At 73.1% G+C, this 23519-nt stretch carries 18 protein-coding genes; 16 read left to right on the top strand and 2 right to left on the bottom strand.

Annotated features, from left to right (window positions below; genetic code table 11):
- Positions 1–7: 7 nt before the first annotated feature.
- Positions 8–1234: a Rieske 2Fe-2S domain-containing protein gene (locus tag F7Q99_RS03200; RefSeq protein WP_326846202.1), complete on the bottom strand. Its 1227-nt coding sequence runs from the start codon at positions 1232–1234 to the stop codon at positions 8–10.
- Positions 1235–1569: 335 nt separating this feature from the next.
- Here F7Q99_RS03200 and F7Q99_RS03195 point away from each other — a divergent pair, with 335 nt between their 5' ends.
- The 6 genes from F7Q99_RS03195 to F7Q99_RS03170 all read left to right on the top strand — a co-directional run bounded on the left by F7Q99_RS03195 (position 1570) and on the right by F7Q99_RS03170 (position 8750).
- Positions 1570–2595, top strand: a complete 1026-nt coding sequence (locus tag F7Q99_RS03195; protein ID WP_153459976.1) for a beta-ribofuranosylaminobenzene 5'-phosphate synthase family protein — start codon at positions 1570–1572, stop codon at positions 2593–2595.
- Positions 2596–2665: 70 nt separating this feature from the next.
- Positions 2666–4090 carry an adenylosuccinate lyase gene (gene purB, locus F7Q99_RS03190; protein WP_153459975.1) on the top strand — a complete coding sequence of 475 codons (1425 nt, stop codon included), beginning with the start codon at positions 2666–2668 and terminating at the stop codon, positions 4088–4090.
- Between the two features lie 45 nt (positions 4091–4135).
- Positions 4136–5752: an FAD-dependent oxidoreductase gene (locus F7Q99_RS03185; protein ID WP_326846201.1), complete on the top strand. Its 1617-nt coding sequence runs from the start codon at positions 4136–4138 to the stop codon at positions 5750–5752.
- Positions 5749–6873, top strand: a complete 1125-nt coding sequence (locus tag F7Q99_RS03180; RefSeq protein WP_326846200.1) for an NAD(P)/FAD-dependent oxidoreductase — start codon at positions 5749–5751, stop codon at positions 6871–6873. Before F7Q99_RS03185 ends, F7Q99_RS03180 begins: the two co-directional genes overlap by 4 nt.
- Before the next feature lie 25 nt (positions 6874–6898).
- Positions 6899–8089, top strand: coding sequence for an amidohydrolase family protein (locus F7Q99_RS03175; RefSeq protein ID WP_153459973.1), 1191 nt, complete (start codon positions 6899–6901; stop codon positions 8087–8089).
- Between the two features lie 97 nt (positions 8090–8186).
- A complete protein-coding gene (locus F7Q99_RS03170; protein WP_153459972.1) occupies positions 8187–8750 on the top strand; it encodes an NUDIX hydrolase in 564 nt (187 codons plus the stop codon).
- Between the two features lie 57 nt (positions 8751–8807).
- Here F7Q99_RS03170 and F7Q99_RS03165 read toward each other — a convergent pair whose 3' ends face one another.
- On the bottom strand, positions 8808–10745 hold the full coding sequence (locus F7Q99_RS03165; protein WP_153459971.1) for an alpha/beta hydrolase family protein: 1938 nt from the start codon (positions 10743–10745) through the stop codon (positions 8808–8810).
- Between the two features lie 453 nt (positions 10746–11198).
- Between F7Q99_RS03165 and F7Q99_RS03160 the strand changes: the two genes are divergently transcribed.
- From F7Q99_RS03160 to F7Q99_RS03115, 10 genes are all read left to right on the top strand, one after another.
- Positions 11199–12803, top strand: coding sequence for an ATP-grasp domain-containing protein (locus tag F7Q99_RS03160; RefSeq protein ID WP_326846199.1), 1605 nt, complete (start codon positions 11199–11201; stop codon positions 12801–12803).
- Between the two features lie 32 nt (positions 12804–12835).
- A complete protein-coding gene (locus F7Q99_RS03155) occupies positions 12836–13990 on the top strand; it encodes a saccharopine dehydrogenase family protein (protein WP_153459970.1) in 1155 nt (384 codons plus the stop codon).
- A 31-nt stretch (positions 13991–14021) separates the two neighbouring features.
- On the top strand, positions 14022–15353 hold the full coding sequence (locus F7Q99_RS03150) for a lysine N(6)-hydroxylase/L-ornithine N(5)-oxygenase family protein (RefSeq protein ID WP_153459969.1): 1332 nt from the start codon (positions 14022–14024) through the stop codon (positions 15351–15353).
- Between the two features lie 65 nt (positions 15354–15418).
- Positions 15419–17443: a class I tRNA ligase family protein gene (locus F7Q99_RS03145; RefSeq protein WP_326846198.1), complete on the top strand. Its 2025-nt coding sequence runs from the start codon at positions 15419–15421 to the stop codon at positions 17441–17443.
- A gap of 90 nt (positions 17444–17533) precedes the next feature.
- Positions 17534–18805 (top strand): aspartate aminotransferase family protein, encoded by a 1272-nt coding sequence (locus tag F7Q99_RS03140; RefSeq protein WP_326846197.1) that lies wholly within the window; start codon positions 17534–17536, stop codon positions 18803–18805.
- Between the two features lie 101 nt (positions 18806–18906).
- Entirely contained in the window at positions 18907–19521 is a 615-nt protein-coding gene (locus F7Q99_RS03135; RefSeq protein ID WP_153459967.1) for a sigma-70 family RNA polymerase sigma factor, read from the top strand.
- Positions 19522–19567: 46 nt separating this feature from the next.
- Positions 19568–20569: a hydroxyacid dehydrogenase gene (locus F7Q99_RS03130; RefSeq protein ID WP_153459966.1), complete on the top strand. Its 1002-nt coding sequence runs from the start codon at positions 19568–19570 to the stop codon at positions 20567–20569.
- Between the two features lie 35 nt (positions 20570–20604).
- Complete coding sequence (locus tag F7Q99_RS03125; RefSeq protein ID WP_326846196.1) at positions 20605–21876, top strand: adenylosuccinate synthase; 1272 nt, start codon at positions 20605–20607, stop codon at positions 21874–21876.
- Positions 21877–21903: 27 nt separating this feature from the next.
- Positions 21904–22494, top strand: coding sequence for a phosphoribosylaminoimidazolecarboxamide formyltransferase (locus F7Q99_RS03120; protein WP_153459965.1), 591 nt, complete (start codon positions 21904–21906; stop codon positions 22492–22494).
- Positions 22491–23519 (top strand): LLM class flavin-dependent oxidoreductase, encoded by a 1029-nt coding sequence (locus F7Q99_RS03115; RefSeq protein ID WP_326846195.1) that lies wholly within the window; start codon positions 22491–22493, stop codon positions 23517–23519. The genes F7Q99_RS03120 and F7Q99_RS03115 overlap by 4 nt, the downstream gene beginning before the upstream one ends.

The raw sequence follows: 23519 nt of genomic DNA, 5'->3' as shown, positions 1-23519 counted from the left end.
GGCGGACTCAGGACACCAGGTCGCGCCAGTCCGTGCCGTCCGGGACCACGACGTTGGCGGAGCGCACCTTGCCGTAGTCGGCGTCGGCGCCAAGTCCCGGCGGAGTGGCGCCGTTGGCGTGCGCGTCGAGGGCGTCGAGCAGGTAGCGGCGGGCACGGACGATGCCGCGGTCGCTCTTGCCCGGGTTCTCGATGGTCCGGTCGACGATCGGCCCCATGCTCTCCTGGACGGCCACGTCCTGGAGCACCAGGCCGCGGATGCCGGAGAAGCTGCGGCCGTCGGCCATCGCGGCGCGGTCCTGCCCCCAGGCGTTCTCGCGGGTGTAGCCCTCGCGGATGTTGTCGGGGTTGATCCGGTCGAGGTCGAGGCCGAACTGCTCGGCGAAGTACGACGGGTCGACCGGCTTCTCGTCGTTCCACCACAGGTACCACATGATGGTCTGGTGGTCGTTGACGGGCACCCACGCGTGCCAGAGCCGGTCGCCGGTGGGCAGTTCGGGCACCACGGTGTACCAGGGCATGGCGAAGGGCTTGACCCGGACCAGCGCGTCGCCGGAGGACAGCGAGCGGATCGCGGCGTAGCGCAGCCCGTACGGCTGTTCGTCGATCTCGTCGCGCGGGGCGGTGTCGTCGAGCAGATCGCGCAGCGGGCCGTTGCGGGCCTCGGTCTCGTGGAGAAGGGAGACGTGCGCCGAGTCGATGTCGGCCTCGACGCCCTGGAGCCAGTTGCAGTCCACCAGGGCGACGGTGGCGAAGACCTGCTCGGCCGGGAGCTTGGTGAAGGGGAACCCCGGGAAGGCGTTGGGCTCCCGGTCGGTGCCGCCGAGCCACACCCAGATGACGCCGCCGGCCTCCACCACCGGGTGGTGCTTCAGCTTGACGCGCGAGGCGAACCGGCCGCCGTCCTCGGGTTCTGACGGTGTGTCAATAACCTTGCCGGAGACGTCGAACTTCCAGCCGTGGTAGATGCAGCGCAGCGCGCAGTCCTCGTTCCGGGCCAGCGCCAGCGAGGCGCCGCGGTGCGGGCAGGCCTCGTCGAAGCAGCCGACCCGGCCGTCCGCGCCGCGGAACAGGACGTACTTCTCGCCGAGCAGCTCCACCGGGACGGGATCGCCGCCGGGCTCGGCCAGGCGCTCGCTGCGCATCACCGGAAGCCAGTACTCGCGGAGCAGCCGGCCCATGGGCGTGCCCGGTCCGACCCGGGTCAGGGATTCGTTGACCTTCCGCGTAGCCACTGCGGGCCTCCTTTTCGATGGTCGCGACCTGCGATCGCGATGATCGGCTTCCACTCCTGAGACGAATCGGCGATCGCGGATGTGACACCCCAGGTGGGGAGTGGCCGGACGGAATACGGTGATTGACGGTGCGTCCGGTGCCGGTCCAAGATTGAATCGCCGCGGGCCCCGCAGCCGACCTCCGGTTGCCCGAGGGGCGTGACGCGCCGCCCGCCGACGACCGGCGGCAGGCCGGGCAGAAGCGACCGGTCTCCCCCTGAACCCCTGAACCCCGTGTTCCGCGTGCGGACCGGCGCGCCCGTGACCGTGATCGACGATCAACCGGAGGTCCCACCATGGCACTTGACCGACCCGACCGAAGCGGTGCCGTCCGGGTGTCCGCTCCGGCCCGGCTGAGCTTCACCCTCATCAGCCTCGACGGCAGCTCGCTGCGCCGCAACGGCATCGCCGCGATGGCCGTCGACCGGCCCGGCCTGACCGCCGAGGTGCGGGAGGCCGCGGACGGGATCGTGGCGGTGACGGGCACCGCAGAGGAGACGGCGCGTGAACTGGCCGCCGCCCTGGAGGCCCTGCGCAAGCTGTGGGACGGGCCGGCCGCCCGGGTGGACGTCCTCGAAGCGCTGCCCCAGCACAGCGGCTTCGGCTCCAAGACCAGCACGCTGCTCGCCGTCGGCCACGCCTACGGCCGGCTGTGCGGGGTGGAGCCGGACCTGCGGGAGCTGGCCCGGACCCTCGGCCGCGGCCGGACCTCGGGCGCCAGCACCGGGCTGTCCGCGTACGGCGGTTTCCTGGTCGACGGCGGCCACGTCAATCCGCCGGACTTCGCCGAGGCCCCGCAGAAGTACCTGCGGCCGAGCCGCTTCGCCCAGCAGGTGGCGCCGCCGAAGCCGGTGGTCCGGCTGGACTTCCCGGACTGGCCGGTCCTGGTGCTGCTCACCCACGGGCGCCACCTGGGCGGGCAGGAGGAGCTGGAGTGGTTCCACTCGGTCGCGCCGATCCCCGCCGAGGAGTCCTGGCGCACCTCCCACCTGGTCTTCATGGGGCTCGCCCCGGCCGTCCTGGAACAGGACTTCGACGCGTTCTGCGCGGCGGTCAACGAGATCACCTTCACCGGCCACTTCAAGCAGGCACAGATCGCCTTCCAGGGCGACGCGGTGGCCGACGTGCTGGAGGCGGGCCGGGCGGCCCCGTCGGTGGACGCCATCGCGCTCAGCGTCACCGGCCCCGCATGCTTCGCCTTCACGAAACGCCCGGAGGACGCGGAGCGGTGGGCCTGGGAGCTGAAGAACCGCGGCCTGATCCGGGACTTCTGGTTCACCCGGGCCAACAACCAGGGCCTGGCCACCACCGTCGTCTCCTGACCCGCGGCAGAGAACACCGAACCGCATCGGAAGACGCCGAGCGGAAGACACCCCATCGGAAAGCAGGGCAATGAAGACCGACATCCCCGACGTCCTGGCCGCGCGGTACGCCTCGCCCGAGCTGGTCGAACTCTGGTCGGCCGAGCACAAGATCGTGCTGGAGCGCCGCCTGTGGCTGGCCGTGCTGAGCGCGCAGCGCGACCTCGGCGTGGCCGTCCCGGACGGCGTGGTGGCCGACTACGAAAAGGTCCTCGACCGGATCGACCACGCCTCCATCGAGGCGCGCGAGCGGGTCACGCGGCACGACGTGAAGGCCCGGATCGAGGAGTTCAACGCCCTGGCCGGGCACGAGCACATCCACAAGGGGATGACCTCCCGGGACCTGACCGAGAACGTCGAGCAGCTCCAGATCCGGGAGAGCCTGCTGCTGGTGCGCGGCCGGTGCGTCGCGCTGCTGACCCGGCTGGGACGGCTGGCCGCCGAGCACGCCGAGCTGGTCATGGCCGGCCGCTCGCACAACGTGGCCGCCCAGGCCACCACGCTGGGCAAGCGCTTCGCGACGGTGGCGGACGAGGTGCTGGCGGCCCTCCTGCGACTGGAGGAGCTGATCGAGCGCTACCCGATGCGCGGCATCAAGGGCCCGATGGGGACGGCCCAGGACATGCTCGACCTGCTCGGCGGGGACCGGGCCCGGCTGGCCGAGCTGGAGGACCGGGTCGCCACCCACCTCGGGTTCACGCACCGGCTCACCAGCGTCGGCCAGGTCTACCCGCGCTCGCTCGACCACGAGGTGCTGAGCCTGCTGGTGCAGCTGGCGGCCGGCCCGTCCTCGCTCGCCAAGTCGATCCGGCTGATGGCCGGCGACGAGCTGGTGACCGAGGGCTTCGCCGAGGGCCAGGTCGGCTCCTCGGCGATGCCGCACAAGATGAACTCCCGCTCCTGCGAGCGGATCAACGGCCTGATGATCGTGCTGCGCGGCTTCGCGTCGATGGCCGCCGAACTCTCCGGCGACCAGTGGAACGAGGGCGACGTGTCCTGCTCGGTGGTGCGCCGGGTCGCGCTGCCGGACGCGTTCTTCGCGTTCGACGGGATGTTGGAGACACTGCTGACCGTTCTGGACGAGTTCGGCGTCTTCCCGTCGATGGTCGGTGCCGAGCTGGAGCGGTACCTGCCGTTCCTGGGCACCACCAAGATCCTGATGGCGGCGGTGCGCGCGGGCGTCGGCCGGGAGACCGCGCACGAGATCATCAAGGAGCACGCCGTCGGCGCGGCCCTGGCCATGCGGTCGCAGGGCGCGGCCAACCACCTGATGGACCGGCTCGCCGCGGACGACCGACTGCCGCTCGACCGGGCCCGGTTGGACGCGCTGCTGGCCGACCGGATCGGCTTCACCGGCGCCGCCACCGACCAGGTCGCGGCCGTGGTGGGGAGGATCGAGGCGCTCGCCGCCCGCTACCCCGAGTGGTCCGGCTACCGGCCCGCCCCGCTGCTCTGATCCCCCCGTTCCAGAGCCCGATTGACTCTTGAGGATTGGACTTCCGTGCGACAGGTTGAAACCGACTCCTTGGTGATCGGCTCCGGCGGCGCCGGACTGCTGGCGGCCTGCCGCGCCGCCGACGCCGGGCACCGGGTGCTGGTCCTCGAACGCACCCCGGTGCTGGGCGGGACCACCGCCGTGTCCGGCGGCATGATCTGGGTGCCCGACAGCTCCGTGATGCGCGAGCACGGCATGCCCGACTCCGCCGAGGACGCGCTGCGCTACCTGGAACTCGTCACCGAGGGCGAGACCGAGCGGTGGCGGCTCCAACAGTACGTCGAGACGGCGCCGGAGGTGATCGACTACCTGCACGCCGAGACGCCCGTCCGGCTGTTCCCGATCGACCGGCCCGACTACCACTCGGACTGGCCCGGCGCCCGGGACGTCGGCCGCACCCTCGACAACGTGCCGTTCCCGACCGCCGACCGCCCCGGCCTGCTGGACCGCATCCGGCGTGGCAGCCACTTCGACGCCGTCACGTACGACGAACGGCACCGCTGGCAGATCCCCGGGCGGTACGACCACGAGCTGGTCGCCCGCCGCAAGGCCGAGGGTGTGCTCACGGTCGGCGCCGCGCTGGTGGCCGCCCTGGTGGCGGCCTGCGACGACTGCGGGGTCGCCTTCGAGACCGGGGTGCGCGCCCGCGCCCTGCTGGTGGAGGACGGCCGGGTGGTCGGCGTCCGAGCCGAGACCGCCGCAGGCCCGGTCGAGTACCGGGCGCGGGCCGGCGTGGTGCTGGCCACCGGCGGCTTCGAGTGGAACGAGCGCCTCAAGCAGGCCCACCTCGGGCTGTCCAGGACACGCCCGGTCAGCCCGCCGTGGAACCACGGCGACGGCCTGCTGATGGCGACGGTCGTCGGGGCGGCGCTCGGCACCATGTCGCAGGCCTGGTGGGTGCCGGCGGTGTCCGGCCAGGGCGAGGAGTACGACGGCGTGCCGCTCTCCCGGCACCTGGTCGGCGAGCGCTGCCTGCCCGGCTCGATCATGGTCAACCGGCACGGCCGGCGCTTCGTCAACGAGGCCGTCAACTACAACGACATCACCAAGGCGTTCCTGGCCTTCGACCCCACCCGTCACCAGCGCCCCAACCTGCCCGCCTGGCTGGTCTTCGACGAGGCGTTCCGCCGCCGCTACCCGATCGCCGGCGCGCAGCCGGGCGGACCGGTGCCCGGCTGGTACACCAGCGCCGACACGCCCGCCGAACTCGCCCGGCTGATCGGGGTGGACGAGCAGGGCCTGACCGAGACCCTGGCGACCTTCAACCCGGATGCCGTCCGGGGCGTCGACACCGCCTTCGGCCGCGGTGGCACCAGCCACGACCGCTACTACGGCGACCCGCTGCGCGAGCCCAACCCCTGCTTGGCGCCGCTGGTCGAGCCGCCGTTCCACGCCGTCCGGGTCGAGCCGGGCATGCTCGGCACCAAGGGCGGCCTGGTCACGGACGCGCGCGGCCGGGTGCTGCGGCACGACGACACCCCGGTCCCCGGGCTGTACGCCTGCGGGAACGTCGCGTCGACCGTGATGGGACCCGGCTACCCGGGTTCCGGCGGCACCCTCGGGCCGGCGCTGGTCGGCGGTTACGTGTGCGGGACGGCGCTCGGCAAGGAGGAGCAGCGGTGACCCGGATCATCGTCGTCGGAGCCGGATCGATCGGCAGCTGCGTCGCGCTGCGCCTGGCGGAACAGGGCGTCGAGGTCGTCCTGGTGGACGCCCGGGAGCCCGCCGAGGGGCTCTCGGCCCACGGCTTCGGCTGGGTCAACGCGGTGGACAACGGTTTCGACCCCTACTACAGGCTCTCGGCCGAGAGCCTGCGCGCCCACGAGCGGCTGGCCGCCGAGACCGGGGACGACCCGTGGTTCTTCCGGCGCGGCAACCTGCACTGGGCCGACAGCGCGGAGGGGGCCCGGCGGCTCGCCGGCACCGCCGACGGGTACCGGGCCAAGGGCTACCCGGTCGAGGAGGTCGACGCCGAGCGGGCCCTGCGCGAACTCCAGCCGGGGCTGGCGCTCGACGGCCTGCACGGGTCGCTGGTGTACTACCCGGCCGACGCGCACGTGGTCAGCGACCGTTTCGTCGCGGCCGTGCAGGATCGGGGCCGTCGTCTGGGAGTGCGGCTGCGGATCGGGGACGCCGTCACCGGCCTGCTCGGCACGGACCGGGTGCGCGGCGTCCGGCTGGCCTCCGGGCAGCGGATCGAGGCGGACGCCGTCGTGAGCTGCGCCGGGCGCGGGACCAGGGAACTGCTGAGCCGCGCGGGCGCGGACGTGCCGCTGGTGGAGCCGGGGGACGACTCCGGGGTCACCGTCATGGGGCTGCTGGTGCGGACCTCGCCGGTGCCCGTCCGGGTGGACCGCGTCCTGCACGCGCCGCACCTGAGCATCCGTCCGCACAGCGGCGGGCGGCTGGTGCTGCACTGCCACGACGTGGACGAGGAGCTCACGCACGAGCAGCAGGGCCGCGCCGCCGCGGAGAAGGTGCTGGCGCGTCTCGCCGACGTGCTGCCCGGCACGGCCGGTGCGGGCGTCACGGTGGAGGACGCGTACGTCGGGGTCCGCCCGATGCCGGCGGACGGGATGAGCGTCCTGGGCTGGGTGCCCGGGGCCGGCTCGCTGTACGTGGTGGTGACCCACAGCGGGCTCACCCTGGCGCCGGTGCTCGGGGAGATCGTCGCGCAGGAGGTACTGGGCGAACCGTCCGCGCTGGCGGCGGAGTTCCGGCCCGAGCGCTTCGTGGCGGCGTGAGGACAGGACGAGGAAGGGCGACGACATGGGCACGTTGGCAGTCACGGGGGCCGGATGCCTGGTCTCCGGCGATCTCACCGCACCGCTGATCGACGGCGCGGACACCGTCCTGTGCGTGGACGGCCTCATCACGGCGGTCGGCCGGGCCGCCGACCTGGCGGACGAACTCGCCGCCGCCGACCGGGTCCTGGACGCGGCCGGGGCCACCGTGGCGCCCGGCCTGATCGATTCGCACGGGCACGTCGCCTTCGGCGACTACTCGCCCCGACAGAAGGCCGTGGACTACCTGGAGGGGTACGTCCACGGCGGCATCACCCGGACCATATCGGCCGGAGAGGTGCACGTCCCCGGCCGGCCGCGCGACCGTGCCGGGGTCAAGGCACTCGCGGTCGCGGCCCGCGCGTCCTACGACAACTTCCGGCCCGGTGGGATGCGGGTGCACGCCGGCAACGTGCTGCTCGAACCCTCCCTGGACGAGGCCGACTTCGAGGACCTCGCACGCTGCGGGGTGTGGCTGGCGAAGTTCGGCTTCGGTGCCTACGAGAAGGCGGCGGACGGCGTCGAGCAGATCCGCTGGGCCAAGGAACACGGCCTGGTGGTCATGTGCCACGCCGGGGGCGCCAGCGCGGCCGGATCCGCCTCGCTCGGCGCGGACGACCTGCTGGCGCTCGACCCGAACGTGTGCGGGCACACCAACGGCGGCCCGACCGCGCTGCCCGACGGCGACGTGGACCGGCTGCTGGCCGAAAGCCGGATGGCGCTGCAGATCGTCCAGGCGGGAAACCTGCGGGCGGGCCTGCGGATCGTGCGGCGGGCCGTGGCGGAGGGCGCGCTGGAGCGGATCGTGCTGGGCTCGGACACCCCGTCAGGGTTCGGCGTGATCCCGTTGGCGGTGCTGAAGACGGTGGTGGAGCTGTCCGCGCTGGGCCCGGTGGACCCGGCGCGGGTCTGGGCGCTCGCCACCGGCAACGTGGCTGACGTGTGGGGCCTGCCCGCCGGACGAGTGCGGGCGGGTGACGAGGCCGACCTGGTGCTCCTCGACGCGCCGCGCGGCTCGGCGGCGGGGACCGCGCTGGAGGCCCTGGCGATCGGTGACATGCCCGGCATCTCGGCGGTCGTGACGGCGGGTGAGGTGCGCTTCCTGGCCAGCCGCAACACGCCCCGGGCGAGCCGGCCCGCCGTCCTCACCGGCGGCCGGTCCCCGATCACCGGGTAGGGTGGGCCCGTTCGCCGTACGCGCGAGACGAACGTGTCCAACGGCCCTGTGGGCCCGAGATGATGACGCAGACTCGACGGAACGAGGAGTGCTGAGGATGACGAGCGGGACGCAGACCCCCGGCCTGGCCGAGCTGCTGGGCCGGTACCGGCCGCAGGGCGCGGCGGAGACCGCGGACCACGAGCGGCTGCTGGGTCTGGTGGGTGCGCCCGACGCGTGGGACCGCGCGACCCCGCTGCACTTCACGGCCTCCGCCCTGATCGTCCACCCGGGGACCCGGCGGGTGCTGCTGCGCTGGCACGTCCGCCAGCAGGCCTGGTTGCAGGTCGGCGGGCACGGCGACCCGGGCGAGACGCTGCCGTTGGAGATCGCGCTGCGGGAGGGCCGGGAGGAGACCAACCTGACCGACCTGGTCCCGTGGCCGGACGCGTCCCTCGTGCACGTCACCGTCGTGCCGGTGCCGGCCTCGCCGCGCGAGCCGGCGCACGAGCACGCGGACCTGCGGTTCCTGCTGGCCACCGGGACGCCGGACGAGGCTCGGCCGGAGAACCCGGACTCGCCGCTGGAGTGGCTCACGGTGGCGCAGGCGCGCGAGCGGACGACCGAGGAGAACTTCCGCGAGACGCTCGACCGCGCGGGCCGACTGCTGGACGCGGTCTGACGCAAGGAGGCCGCTGAGCCCGCGGACCCCGCCCGGGGTCCGCGGGCTCAGCGGCGTTCACGCCGGGTCGAAGCCCATGGCCTCCCCGTAGAGCGCGAGTTCGGCCTCCAGACAGCGGACGACGGTGTCCCGGCGGCGGAACCCGTGGCGCTCCCCGGCGAAGAGCAGGTAGGTGTGCGGGATGCCGGCCCGGACCAGCCGGTCCACCAGGCGGTCCGCCTGGGCGGGCGGGCAGATGGTGTCCAGCTCGCCCTGGAACAGCACGATCGGGACGTTCAAGCCGTCCGCCCGCCGCACCGGCGAGCGGTCCTCGTACCGGGCGCGCTGCTGCGGCCACGGGCCGATCAGGCCGTCCGCGTAACGGGCCTCGAAGTCGTGGGTGCCGCCGGCCCGCCAGGTGACCGGGTCGAGCACCGGGAAGTAGAGGCCGGCCGCCCGGTAGAGGTCCGGCTCGGCGAGCGCGGACAGGATCGCGGTCCAGCCCCCGGCGCTGGCGCCGCGGACGGCGATCCGGGCCGGGTCCGCGAGGCCCTCGGCGACCAGGGCGCGCACGACCGTCGCGCAGTCCTCGACGTCCACCTGCCCCCAGCGGCCGCGCAGCCGCTCCCGGTACGCCCGGCCGAAGCCGCTGGAGCCGCCGTACTGGACGTCCACCACGCCGATGCCCCGGCTGGTGAAGTAGCTGATCTCCTGGTTGCGCACCGGCTGGCTGCGGCTGTTGGGCCCGCCGTGGACGAAGACCAGGAACGGCGGCAGCTCGTCGGCGGGTCCGCCGACCTCCGGGTGGTGGGGCGGGTGGACGTAGGCGTGCACCGGGGAGTCCGGCCCCTGGAAGGTCCGCACGACCGGGCGGGAGGCGTACTCCTCGTGGGCCGGTCGCGGTGCCCGGACCAGCTCGGCGGCGCCGTCGGCCGGGTCGACCAGCACCACGGTGCGGCGGTGCTCCGGACCGGCGACCACGGCCGCGATCCGCCGGCCGTCGGTGGCGACGGAGGACCACTCGGTGTACGGGAGGTCGAGGTCGGTCAGCCCGCCGTCCGGGGCGAGGAGGCCGAGTCGGCGCCGGCCGGTGCCGTGGACGGTGGCGAGGGTGCCGTCGCGCAGGGGCAGGCACCAGCGCAGGCCGATCCGCCACGGGGCCTCGCCGAACTCCTCCTCGGCCCGGTGGAGCCCGCGGACGGCGCCGTCCGGGGTGAGCTCGTGGACGTTCCACCAGCCGTCGGGGTCGGCGACCGCGTAGAGGCGGCCGGAACCGTCGGCCGCCCAGTCGGCCTGCACCACGGACACGCGCTCGCCGCCCATCAGCCGCACCGGTTCGTCGAGCGTGCCGTCCGGGCCGATCGCGGCGGCCATCAGCTCGGTGCCGTCCCAGGGCATGTTCGGGTGGTCCCAGCCCAGCCAGCAGACCCGGGTGCCGTCGGGCGAGATCCGAGGACCAGTCAGGAAGGCGTGGCTGGAGGCGAGTTCCCGGACGGCCTTCGGGTCCGCGGCCGCGCCGCCGTCCATCGGCAGGGCCACCAGGTGGCGTTCGACCTCGGTGCCGGCCTCGTCCAGGACCGTCTCGCGCAGGCACCACACCTCGGCGCCGCGCACCTCGAAGTCGCAGTAGCGCAGTTGGGTACCCGGCGGCGGGACCGGGCTCAGCGGGACGGGCTCCTGGCCGGGGGACCACCGGTAGAGCCGCTGGTCGCCCCGGTGGCTGAACACGACACCCTGCTCGGCCCGGTCGGACACGGCGGTCCACGGCCGGCCGCCGTACTCGATGACGCCGCTGCGGACGTCCCAGCCGGGCGGCAGGACCTGGACGGCGGTGCCGTCCGGGCCGCGCCGCATGAGGGCGCCTCGGCCGCCGTCCTCCGGGAGCACCTCCGTCCAGCAGGGGTCGGCTCCCAGGAAGCCGACCCATTCGACGAGGACGCCGCTGCGGACCACGTCGGCGGGGGTGATGGGGGAGGGCCAGGTGCCGTACGGCGCGCGTCGGGCGCGGTCTGCCATGCGTTCTCCTCGGCAGTCGTGGGGGGCCGGGTCGGGAACGGGGGGCGGGAGAGCACAGGCGTGGCCGAAATCGCGGGCACCGCAGGTGGTTTCGGTGGCGTCGGCGATGCGGACGGCCGAAACGGGATGCCGCTCGGAGCCGCCCCGGTCGGACTGATCATCCTGCCAGAGGCCGACCTGTCCTGCCGGAGGTCTGGACAACTTCCCCGGGGCAGGGAGGATTTCGGCCACGCGGGCGCGGAAGGCAGGCCGGATCGGGGTGCCGGGGCGCACGGACGCCGAGGTCGGCGGCGTTCCACCCGGGTTCGAGGAAGTGTCGAACTCTCTTGGAGCCGACGGTCTTTGACTGTTCAACAAGAGTCTCGACAGGCGAGACTCGAGGAGCGTCAGGTGAGCGTCGGGGTCGCCGGGATGACCGGAAGCGATCGGTTGACATGCCTCTGATGACAAATCATGCTGGTGGTGAGCCCGAGGGCAGCGTTGCTGACGGTGCCCGTGTTACTGGAGAGCCCTGAAGCCCGGCCCGCGGCCGGGGTTTCGAGGCGGCGGTCACGCTGCCCGACTCGGTATTTCCCGTCCTTTTCCGTGCACGTCCTCGCAAGCGGTCGAATGCTGCCCCGGTGCAGCCGGCGGCGTCGTGCGTCGGAACTTCCTGTGAACGGACCGTGCGGGAAATTCCCACACTTTCCCGGCGGCCCGCACAGGTTTAGCTTCCGACCGGGCCGGAGAAGGACTCTCGGGCTGTGGTTGGTTCCGCTCGACTTTCTCATCCGGCAATGCAGACTGGAGGGTCCTGTGGCGAAGCGCCATGTGCTTTTCGTGAACCTGCGGAGGATTCAGCGGGAGGGCCTCGAATCCCTTCTCGCGGCCCGCCGCCTCGGATATGGTGTGGTGCTCCTCGGACGATCCGTCCCGGAATTCGCCAAGCCGCTCGTGGACGAATTCCGTCAGGTCGACACCTACGACCGGGAGGCCTCGCTGGCGGCTGCCCGGGACCTCGCGAAGAGCTACGACCTGGCCGGAGTCGCCAACTTCACCGAGGTCGACGTGCAGCTGGTCGCGGCGATCGCCGCCGACCTCGGCCTGCGCGGCATGTCCGAGACCGCCGCGCTGCGCGCCCGGAACAAGTACGCGATGAAGGAGGCGCTGCGCCACCTCGGCGGCGTGCTCCCGCGCTTCGCCCGGGTCACCGGCCTGGACGAGCTGCGCAAGGCCCTGGACGAGGTCGGGCTGCCGGCCGTCGTGAAGCCCACCGGAGCCTCGGGCTCCAAGGGCATCTTCGAGCTGCGCGGGCCGGCGGACCTGGAGCCGGCCATGGAGCGGCTCGCGGGCATCGCCCGGCCGGACTTCGACCCGGTTTTCCGCCAGTTCGGCGCGGAGTTCATCGTCGAGGAGTTCCTGGAGGGCGACGAGCTGAGCGTCGAGGGATTCGTCTCGGACGGCGAGGTGCACGTCGTCACCGTCACGGACAAGGTGACGAGCGTCCCGTACCACCTGGAGCTGTCGCACAAGGTGCCCAGCGCGCTGCCCTCCGACGACTGGGCGGAGATCACCGCGACCACCAAGGACATCGTGGCGGGCCTGGGCTTCGACCACTGCGCCTTCCACCTGGAGGCCAAGTGGGGCGAGCAGGGCCTGCGGTTCATCGAGATCGCCGCCCGCCCGGCCGGCGACTACATCGGCTCGCACCTGGTGCCGCTGGCCACCGGCGTCGACTACTTCGAGAACGTCATCAGGGTCGCCACCGGAGATCCGCTGCGGCTGGAGCACGACCGGCAGGTCAACGCGGGCCTGCGGTTCGTGCTCGCCGAGCGGGCCGGGCGCTTCGAGGAGGTCGGCGGTCTGCAGGGGATCTGCGAGCAGGCGGGTTTCGACCACGTCTTCTACGAGGTCCCGGCAGGGACCGAAGTCGCCCTGCCGCCCGAGAACTTCGGGCAGCAGCGAGTGGCCGCGGTGGTCGCCCGGCACGTCACGCGGGCCGGGCTGGAGGCGCTGCTGGACCGGGTGCCCGCCGAGGCGGTGGCCCGGGTGACCCCGGCCGTGGCCGACGGAGAGTAGGCCGTGGCGACCCGACCGCGGGGACAGCGCTCGTGAAGGCGGCGCTGGTGGGCTGCGGGCAGATGGGCCGGGCCGCCGCGTACGCGCTGGCCACCGGCCCTGACACCACCGAGCTGACGCTGGTCGACCGGGACCGCGAGCGGGCCGTCGAACTGGCCGGCTGGCTGGCCGGGTTCGGCGGCTGCCCGGTCCGGGTCGCGGCCGATCCGGCGGATGCGCTCGCCGGGCGGGACGCCGTCGCCACGGCGCTGCCGTGGGCGGCGACCCGGGCGGTGATCCGCACGGTGGTGCGGACCGACCCCAGGGTGCCGGTGGCGAGCATCACCCGGCCGCCGACCGAGGAACTCGCCGGTCTCGACGCGTGGTTCCGGGCCGCAGGCGCCACCGTCCTGCTGCCGCTCGGACTCGAACCGGGCCTCACCGAGCTGCTCGCGGTGCACGTGGCGCAGCGCCTGGACCAGATCGAGGCGCTGGAGATCTGCTGCGGCGGCGTGCCCGAGCAGCCGCGCGAACCGCTCGGCTACACCGCCTTCTTCGGCGGCGAGAACGACCACCACCTGCCGATCGCCCAGCGCGAGGCGCTGGCCCTGAGCGGTGGCCGGAGGGTGCGGCACGCCCGCTTCTCCGGGGTCGAGACGCGGGAGGTCGACGGGGTCGGCCGGCTGGAGGCCTATCACGACGGCATGGCGCCCTGGCTCGGCGAGCACCCGCTGCTGCAAGGGGTCGACTGCACCCAGAAGACCCTGCGCTGGCCCGGTTTCGCCCAGGCCGTGTCCGGCCTGGCCCGGCTCGGGCTGCTGGCCGAGGAGACCGTCGACGTCGACGGCGTCGAGGTGCCGCCCAAGCGCGTGGTCGAACGGGTGCTGGCCCCGCAGGTGCGCGCCCGCACCGGCGACCGGGACCTGGTGGTCCTGGAGGTGACCGCGCACGGCCGCCTGGCCGGAGAGCCGACCAGTCTGCGCAGTACCGTCCTCGACTCGGCGGACGAGACGACCGGCCTCTCCGCGATGGCCCGCACCACCGGGTTCGCGCTGGCCGGGGCGACCGGGCTGCTCGCCGAGCGGTCGGTCACCGGCGCCGGCTGGCGGAAACCGCACCGCACTCTGTCCGCTGACCAATTCGAAAAGCTGATGGGGTCACTGACCGCCCGGAGAGTGACCTGGATACCGGCGCACGAGATCGGCTGACCAGCGCCCTAGTGACAATGGGAGAGACAGCATGAGTGAGATGCCGGAGACTTTCGATCTGGTGGGTGTCGGCATAGGTCCCTCGAATCTGAGTCTCGCGGCACTGACGTCGGGGGAACCGGGTTTGTCGACCGTCTTCGTCGACCACAAGGACCGATTCGAGTGGCATCCCGGCCTGATGCTGCCGGACGCGCAGATGCAGGTCCACTTCCTGAAGGACCTGGTCACTCCGGTCGACCCGACCAACCCGTTCTCCTTCCTGGCCTTCCAGGTGGACACCAAACGGCTCTACCGCCTGCTGGTGACCGGCCGGTCGAAGGTGCCGCGCCGGGAGTTCGAGCAGTACTGCCAGTGGGCGGTGGCTGGCCTGGACAACCTGCGCTTCGGCGTGCGGGCGGAGAACGTCGAGTGGGACGGCGGTTCCTTCGTCGTCCACACCAGCGACGGCCTCCTCCAGGCCCGCAACATCGTCGTCGGCACCGGCCTCGCACCGCGGCTGCCGCACAGCATGCGCGGCCACGACCCCGAGCGGGTTTTCCACACCGACCAACTGCTCCGCCGGCCGCGGGACTTCGCCGGCAAGCGGGTCGCCGTCGTCGGCGGCGGGCAGAGCGGCGCCGAGGTCGTCAACTACCTGTTGGGCGGCGAGGAACGGCGCCCCGAGCAGATCCTCTGGGGCACCCGGCGAACCAACCTGCTCCCGTTGGACGACAGCCCGTTCGTCGACGAGCTCTACCTGCCCGACTACAGCCACCACTTCTACGGTCTGCCGGAGCACGAGCGCGAAGAGATCGTGCAGCGGCTACGCCTCACCAGCGACGGCATCTCCATCCCGCTGCTGGAGGACCTCTACCGGCGGCTGTACGACCTGGACCTCCTGGAGGGCCGCGAGCGCAGCTGCCGCATCCTGCTCGACCACACCCTGGAGGACCTGGAGGAGACCGCCGAGGGGCTGGTCATCACCTGGCGCCCGGCCCGCGGCGGGGAGCCGGTGCGGGAGGCGGTGGACGTCGTCATTTGCGCCACCGGCTACGAGCACGCCATGCCCGACCTACTGCTCGGGCTCAAGGACCGGCTCGCGATCAGTGACGGCCTGCCGGTGGTGCGGCCGGACTTCAGCCTCCAGTGGGACGGCCCGGCGGAGCACCGCATCTTCGTCCAGAACGCCGCGCGGCGGGAGTACGGGGTGGCGGACCCCAACCTCAGCCTGCTCGCCTGGCGCAGCGCGGTGATCACCAACAGCCTGCTCGGCCGCCGGCGCTACGACACCGGATCGGTGAGCACGGCCCTGGACTGGGCGCCGCCCGGTCCGCAGGAGGCGGACGACGCACCCGCCGAACTCGCCCTGAACACGGGGCGCTGACCGAGTACCAACGACTCCGGGAGAGGAGCCGGGGGCGAGTCCACCCCCACCACACGATGGACATCGTGACCGTTCCACGCACCGTCAATGACCTGAACCTGCCGGAATTCGTCCGAAGCGTCCTGCCGGCCTGGGCCCAGAACCCCGAACTTCCCGTCAACGTCCGCAGGGTCACCCTGCGGCCCGGCGAGACCACGGCCCCGCACAACCACCACGACGTCGAGGTCTGGGTGATCCTCGACGGCAGCGGTGAGGTCACCTCGGACGGCGAGACCGCGCCGGTGGCGGCGGGCGACGCGCTCCGCCTCCCGCCGCTGGGCGTGCACACCCTGCACAACCCGGCCGAGGACCGGCCGCTCTCCTTCCTCACCTTCTGGTGGGAGGACCTGGCCGCGCTGGACGCCGAGCACGACCGGCGTGCCGCGCAGACCGGGGAGACCGGTCGCCCCGTCCTGCTGCTGCCTTCCTTCCCGACGCCCAACGGCGAACTCCACCTGGGGCACCTGGCCGGCCCGTTCCTCAACGCCGACCTGCTGCGCCGCGGCCTGATCGCGCGGGGCACCCCGGTCCGGCTGCTGCTGGGCACCGTCGGACACCAGAGCCAGGTCGCGGCCGCCGCCCTCGACCAGGGGCTGACCTTCTACGAACTGGCCGAGCGCAACACCGACGCGATCCAGGAGGCGCTGGCCGCCGCGAGGGTCGAATGGGACGTCTTCGTCCGGCCGTCGTCCCCGCGCTACCCGCAGGTGGCCCTGGAGTTCTTCGAGCGGCTCCGCGCGAACGGGACGGTGGTCGCGAAGACCGTTCAGGCCAACTACTGTGTCCCGTGCGAGAGTTACCTGTTCGAGGCGTTCGTCGCGGGGGCCTGTCCGCACTGCGGCTCGCGGGACACCGCGGGCATCGAGTGCGAGGCGTGCGCGCTTCCCTTCGCCGACCACGAGTTGCTGGACCCGAGCTGCAGCTCCTGCGGGACCCCGGCCGAGCAGCGCGAACTCACCCGCTACTACATGCCCTTGGAGCCGCTGCGGGCCCGGCTGGCCGACTACCTGCGGTCCGTCGCGATGAGCGCCCGGCTGCGGTCCTACGTGGACCGGGTGATGGCCGCCCCGCTGCCCGACCTGCCGGTGAGCACCGTTGCCGCGGACGGCATCCTGCTGCCGGCCGACCCGTCCGGCGCGACCGACGGCCAGCGGATGTACTCGGCCTTCGAGCTGGCCGCGCGCTTCATCACGGCGGTGGACGACCTGGCCCGTCAGCACGGCGTGGCCAGCTGGGAGGAGTACGCCGAGGCGGTGCAGCCGCGGACGGTGCTGTTCTTCGGCTTCGACAACGCCTTCCTGCGCGCGGTGGTCTTCCCCGCCGTTCTCGGGGCCTTCACCGACAAGCTGGCGCTCGCCGACACCATGGTGTGCAACGAGTTCTACCTGCTCGACGGGCAGAAGTTCTCGACCGGGCGCAAGCACGCGATCTGGGGCCGGGACGCGTTCCGCCCGGAGACGAGCGACCAGCTTCGGCTCTACCTGGCCGCCACCAGCCCGGACATCCGGCGCCGGGACTTCGTCGTCGCGGACTACGAGCGCTTCGTCCGTGACGAGTTGGCCGGGCAGTGGGAGGGCTGGCTGGCCTCGGTCGACGACCGGCTGCGCAAGTACTTCGGCGGCGTGGCGCCGGAGGCGGGCAGCTGGAACGGCGAGGCCGAGCAGTTCTACGGCCGGATCCGCGCCTTCGCCGCCCGGCTGACGAGTGCCCTGGAGCCGGAACGTTTCTCCGCCCGTGCCGCCGCGCGCGAGCTCCGCGACTTCGTGGCCGAGGCCCGCCGGTTCACCGAGGTCTGCGAGGACGTCCTCGTGGTGCAGCCGGTCTCGGCCACGGCCAGGACCTGCACGGCCCTGGAGCTGATGGCCGTCCGGGCCTTGGCGGTGGCGGCCGAGCCGCTGCTGCCGGAGCTGGCCGCCCGCCTCTCCGGGCAGCTGGGGGCAGCCGCCTCCGCAGCCGGGGACGACCCCGTGCGGTGGGTCGCGCCCGGTACCGCCGTCGCCCTGACCGGTCCGTACTTCTCGTCGGACGCGCTGATCGGTCCATCGCACTGAGCCGGCGTGCCGGCCGACAACCCCCGCCGAGCGCACCTTTCCCATGCCCGTTTCCCAAGGCCGTCCAGGCCCGTCCCGAAGGGTTTCCCCGTGATCACCGAGAAGTCCGCTGCCCTGTACGCCCGCGCGGTCGAGGTCATGCCGGGCGGCAACAGCCGCACCGCCGTCTACAGCTCGCCCTACCCCGTCTACGTCCGGTCCGGTAGCGGCGCCCGGGTCACCGACGTCGACGGCGTCGAGCGGATCGACTTCCTCAACAACAGCACCACGCTGATCCACGGCCACGCCCACCCCGAGATGGTCGAGGCCATCGCGGCGGCGGTCGGCCACGGCACCAGCTTCGGCATGCCCACCCCGGTGGAGGTCGAGTACGCCGAGGCGCTCTCGGCCCGCAACGAGACCTTCGAGCACGTCCGCTTCACCAGCTCCGGCACCGAGGCCGTCATGATGGCCGTCCAGGCCGCCCGCGCCTACACCGAGCGCCCGAAGATCGCCAAGATCGCCGGCGCCTACCACGGCGCCTACGACGCCGTCGCGGTGAACAACGACGGCTCGGGCAACCTGATCAGCCACGCCGTCACCGGCAACCCCGAGGGCGTCGTCGCCAACACCGTGGTCATCCCGTTCAACGACCCGGAGGGCTCCCTGGAGGTGCTGCGCCGGCACGCAGACGACCTGGCCTGCGTGCTGATCGACCCGGTGCCGTGGCGGATCGGCCTGCTGCCCGCCAGCAAGGAGTGGCTGGACGCACTGCGCGAGTTCTGCGACGCGAGCGGCGCGGTGCTGATCTCCGACGAGGTCGGCTCGTACCGGGTCGGCTACCACGGCGCCATGCAGTTGCTCGGCGCCGAGGCCGACATCACCGTCATGGGCAAGGTCATCGCCGCCGGCATGCCGATCGGTGCCGTGGCCGGCCGCCGTCGGTTCATGAGCGTCTTCGACCCCAGCAAGGGCAAGCCGGCCCTGCCCCACTCGGGCTCCTACAACGCCAACCCGGTCAGCATGAGCTCCGGCATCGCCTCGCTGCGCCTGCTCACCCCGCAGGCGCACGAGCGGATCGGCCAGCTCGGCGAGCAGGCCCGCGGGTCGATGCGCACCGCCCTCGGCGAGGCCGGCCTGGACTGGGAGGTCAACGGCCTCGGCTCGCTGTTCCGCGTGGTCGCGAACAGCGCCCCCGCCGGGTACGACAGCGCGGCGGCTGCGATGAAGGCCCTGTACTGGAAGCTGCTGGAGAACGGCATCCACATCGGCGACAGCGGCCTGGGCTGCATCTCCACCCCCATGGGCGAGGAGGAGATCGCCGAGTACGCCGTGGCCTTCGCCAAGAGCCTGGGCCAGGTCCTGGCCGAGGGCCGGGCCTGACCGCGAACACGAGCCTGCTTCCGGTGCGGGGCCACGGCCGCGACCGCGGCCCCGCACCGGAACGGCCCTGGGAGGCACCACCGTTGTCCGGCCCCGTCCACATGCGAGAGCAAGAACACGACGAGCAGCACGACGAGCGGTTCGAGAGCCAGCGCCCGCGGCTGCTGGCGCTCGCCTACCGGCGGCTCGGATCCGCCGAGGAGGCCGAGGACATCGTCTCCGAGGCGTGGCTGCGCTGGTCCGCCGCAACGAACGTCGAGAACCACGCCGCGTTCCTCGCCACCGTGGTCAGCCGCCTGTGCGCGGACCACCTGAAGTCCGCGCACGCCCGGCGGGTCTCCTACGTGGGCGCCCTGGTGCCCGAGGAAGCCCTGCCGAGCAGCGGCGAGCCGCACGAACTGGTCGGCGACGAGGACGAGTTGCGCGGCAGGATGACCTGGCTGCTGGAACGCCTCGGCCCGGCGGAGCGCGCCGTGCTGCTGCTGCGCCGGGCCTTCGACTACAGCCACCGGGAGATCGCCGCCGCGCTCGGCATCAGCGAGGCCTACAGCCGCAAGCTGTACGGCCGGGCCTGCGACCGCCTCGCCGCCGACCGCTCCCGGTTCACCCCCGCGCCCACCGAGCGCACCGAGCTGACCCGGCGGTTCCTGGCCGCCAGCCGCGGCGGCGAGCTCAAGCCGCTGGAGCACCTGCTCGCCGCCGCCATGGCCGCGTGACGCGGCACCACCACCCTTCCGACCCCCTGCCTGAGGAGGCCCCACCATGCGACCCACCGTGGTCCTGATCGGCTCGATGTACGCGCCCGAAGCCGAGGAACTGCTGGAGCAGCACGCCGACGTCCGCCGCGTGGACGACCAGGACCGGCCGGCGATCCTCGCCGCCGTGGCCGGGGCACACGGCATCGTGGCCCGCTACCCCGCCCGGATCGACGCCGAGCTCATCGCCGCCGCCCCCGAGCTCGTCGCCGTCCTGTCGAGCGGCCGCGGCGTCGACAACATCGACCTCGACGCGGCGAGCGCGGCCGGCGTCGTCGTCGCCAACAACCCCGGGCTCGGCGGCAAGCCGGTCTCGGAGCACGCGCTCGGCCTGCTCCTGATGGTCACCCGCGGCCTCACGGCGATCAGCCGGGACGGCATCGAGAAGGCCTGGGACGCCCGCCTGACCACCCACCGGGTCGAGCTGACCGGCAAGGTGCTCGGCATCGTCGGCCTCGGCAACGTCGGCGGCTGGATGGCCCGCCGGGCCCACGGCGGCTTCCTGATGCGCGTCCTCGCCTACGACCCCTACGTCTCCGCCGAGAAGATGGCCGAGGTCGGCGCGGAGAAGGTCGACACGCTGGAGGAGCTGCTCTCCCGCGCCGACTTCGTCACCTGCCACCCGGAGCTCAACGACGAGACCGAGCAGATGTTCAACGACAAGACCTTCGCGCAGATGAAGCCCGGCGCGTACTTCATGAACACCTCGCGCGGCCGGGTCGTCGACGGCGCCGCGCTGGCCCGGGCGCTGCGCAGCGGTCACCTCGGCGGTGCGGCCCTGGACGTGTACGAGGACGAGCCGCTGCCGGCCGACAGCCCGTTGCTGGGCATCGAGAACCTCGTGCTCAGCGCGCACATCGCCGACTTCACCGTCGAGACCAAGCGGGCCCTGGCCCTCTCCGCGGCCACCCAGCTGCTGAGCGCGCTGGAGGGCAAGCAGCCGCCGGCCGTGCTCAACCCGGACGTCTGGGGCCAGGCGGCCGAGCGTCGCCGCGCGCTGCTGGCCTGATCCGCGAACCGACGTCGAGCTGAGGGAGTTTCGTCGTGCTGAAGGCAATCGTGGGCCTCAACTGGGGTGACGAGGGCAAGGGAAGGATGGTCGACAACCTCTCCGCGGAGGCCGACTATACGGTTCGCTACCACGGCGGCAGCAACGCCGGCCACACGATCCACACGGACCAGGGGAAGTTCAAGCTGCACAGCCTGCCCAGCAGCGTGCTGCACCCCACCGTGACCGGCGTGCTGGGCCCCGGCATGACCGTCGACGTCGAGGGCTTCCTCGCCGAGTTCGAGGCGCTGCGGGAGCACGGTGTGACGGCCGACCGGCTCCTCGTGGCGGACGCGGCCTCGGTCTGCTTCCCGTTCCACCGCGACCTCGACGGCGCCGAGGAGGAGCGGCTCTCGGACGGCCGGTACGGCTCGACCCGGCGCGGCATCTCACCCGCCTACGGCGACCGGGTGATGAAGAAGACCCTGCTCGTGCGGGAGCTCTTCGACCGGGAGAACCTGCCCGCCCGCCTCGCGGCCGTCCTGGACTGGGCGAACGAACGGATCGTGCGGATCTACGGGGGAGCGCCGCTCTCCCTCGACGAGGTCACCCGCTGGGCCGCGGACGTCGCCGCGCGGCTGGAGCCGCACGTCGTCGATGCGACCGCCCTCCTGGGGAAGGCCCTGGACGACGGCGCCACCGTCATCGCCGAGGGCCAGCTGGGCGCCCTCAAGGACCTGTACTACGGCATCTACCCCTTCACCACCTCGTCCACCTGCCTGGCCGGCCACGCACCGGTCGGCATCGGCGTCCCGTGGGCGCGCGTGGACCGGACCATCGGCGTGACGAAGGCGTTCTCCTCGTGCGTCGGCGCGGGGCCCTTCGTGACGGAGTTCGACGAGGAGCGCGCCGACCGGCTGCGCCGCCAGTGGGGCGAGTACGGCTCGACGACCAACCGGCCCCGCCGGCTCGGCGCCTTCGACGCGGTGGCGACCCGCTACGGCGTGCGCGTCCAGGGCGCCGACGAGGTCGCCATCACCAACCTGGACCAGCTGAGCGGCACCGGCGAGCTGGACCTGTGCGTGGCGTACGAGCGGGCCGGCCGGACGGTGCGGGAGTTCAGCCCCAGGCCGGCGGAACTGGCCGCCAGCACCCCGGTCCACGAGACCCTGTCCGGCTGGGACGAGGACATCTCCGGCGTCCGCACGTACGAGCAGCTTCCCGCCGGCGCCCGGGAGTACGTCGAGGCGATCCAGGAGCTGCTCGGGGTGCCGGTGCGCCACGTGTCGGTCGGCTCCCACCGCGACGCGCTGATCGAGATCAAGTAGACGACCCACTCAAGGAGGATCGCTGACATGCTGGCCGTACTCGCGGTGAGCGACAAGCGGAACATCGAGCCGCTGGCCGCCGGACTGCTCCGGCTCGGCTGGAGGGTCGCGGCCACGGAGGGGACGTACCGGCTGCTGCGCGACGCGGGCCACGAGGTGGAGCGCATCGCCGACCTGGCCGGCGTCCCGACCCTGCTGGGCGGCCGGGTCAAGACGCTGACCGTCTCCGTGATGGGCGGCATCCTGGCCCGCGAGACCGAGTCCGACCTACGGGAGATGGCGGAGTACGGGATCCCCCGGATCGACCTGGTCTGCAACAACTACTACCTGCTGCCCGAGCCGCAGCCGGGCCTGGACCCGGCCGGGTTCCGCGAGAAGGTGGACGTCGGCGGGCCCGCGATGCTCCGCGGGGCGGCGAAGAACTTCGAGCACGTCATCCCGCTCAGCGACCCGGACGACTACGACGACGTGCTGAAGCTCCTGGAGCAGGGCGGCGGCCTCCCGTCCGCCGTCCCGGTGGAGCGCCGGTTGGCCCTCGCCGAGAAGGCGTTCCGGATCAGCGGCGCGTACGACGCGTCGGTGGCGGAGCTGTTCGGGGCGAGCGGGAGCCGGTCGTGACCGGCCTGGTCCTGGCCTACGAGCTGTCCGACGCGGTGCTCGCCGGGCCCGCCGCCGGGATCGTCGTGGCGGCCGAGCGGGCCGAGGCGGCCGGGGTGCACGCCCTGCTCCTCGGCGACCGCCCGGCCGCCCGGCCCGGCCGGGCCGCCCCGCCGGCCGCGATCGTCGCCGCGTCGATGCTCGCGGTGCGCACCCGGCGGATCGGCCTGGTCGTGGACGCCGCACCGGCCTACTGCGAGCCCTACAACCTGGCCCGGATGATCGCCTCGCTGGACCACATCAGCGGCGGCCGGGCCGGCTGGCGGGTGGTGACCGGCCCGGACCCGGAGGCGGACGCCAACCACCGCCGCGAGGGCGTCGATCCGGCGGTCGGCCGGGAGGTGCGCGCCGCCGAGTTCGTGCCGCTCCTGCGCGACCTCTGGGACACCTGGGAGGACGGCGCCTTCGTGCACGAGAAGGACGTCGGGCGGTTCATCGACCCCGACCGCGTCCACGTGCTCGACCACGCGGGCCCGGCGCTGCAGGTGCGCGGGCCGCTCAACGTGGTCCGCCCGCCGCAGGGCCATCCGGTGGTCCTGGCCCCTGCCGCCGAGCCGCTGCTCGCCCCGGAGGCGGACGTGCTGGTGGCGGGGAACCCGGACCGGGCGGCGGCCTCGGACCGGCCGGTGCTCGGGACGGTCACCCCCTTCGTCGCCGAGACGCAGGAGCGGGCCCGCGAGCTGCACGCGCGCGCGGGCGCACCGCGATCGGACGGGGATTGCGCGGTGCTGGTCGGCGACGCGGCATCGGTCGCCGGGCAACTCGCCGCGTGGGCCGACCGCGCTCCGGTCGACGGCTTCGTCCTGCGGCTCCCGCTGCCCGGGAGCGTCGAGGTGTTCACCGACCTCGTCCTGCCCGAACTGCGGGCGTCCGGGCGGTACTCGGGCGAGTTCCGGGCCGGGACACTGCGCGGGCACCTGGGGCTGGCCCGGCCCGCCAACCGGATCGTCGGACGGCTCACGGCGGCCGGCGCGGAGAGGAGCTGA

Source organism: Streptomyces kaniharaensis (assembly GCF_009569385.1).
Lineage (GTDB): Bacteria > Actinomycetota > Actinomycetes > Streptomycetales > Streptomycetaceae > Kitasatospora > Kitasatospora kaniharaensis.
Note: the sequence above shows the minus strand (reverse complement) of the source record. Positions and strands in the feature narration are given on the sequence as shown.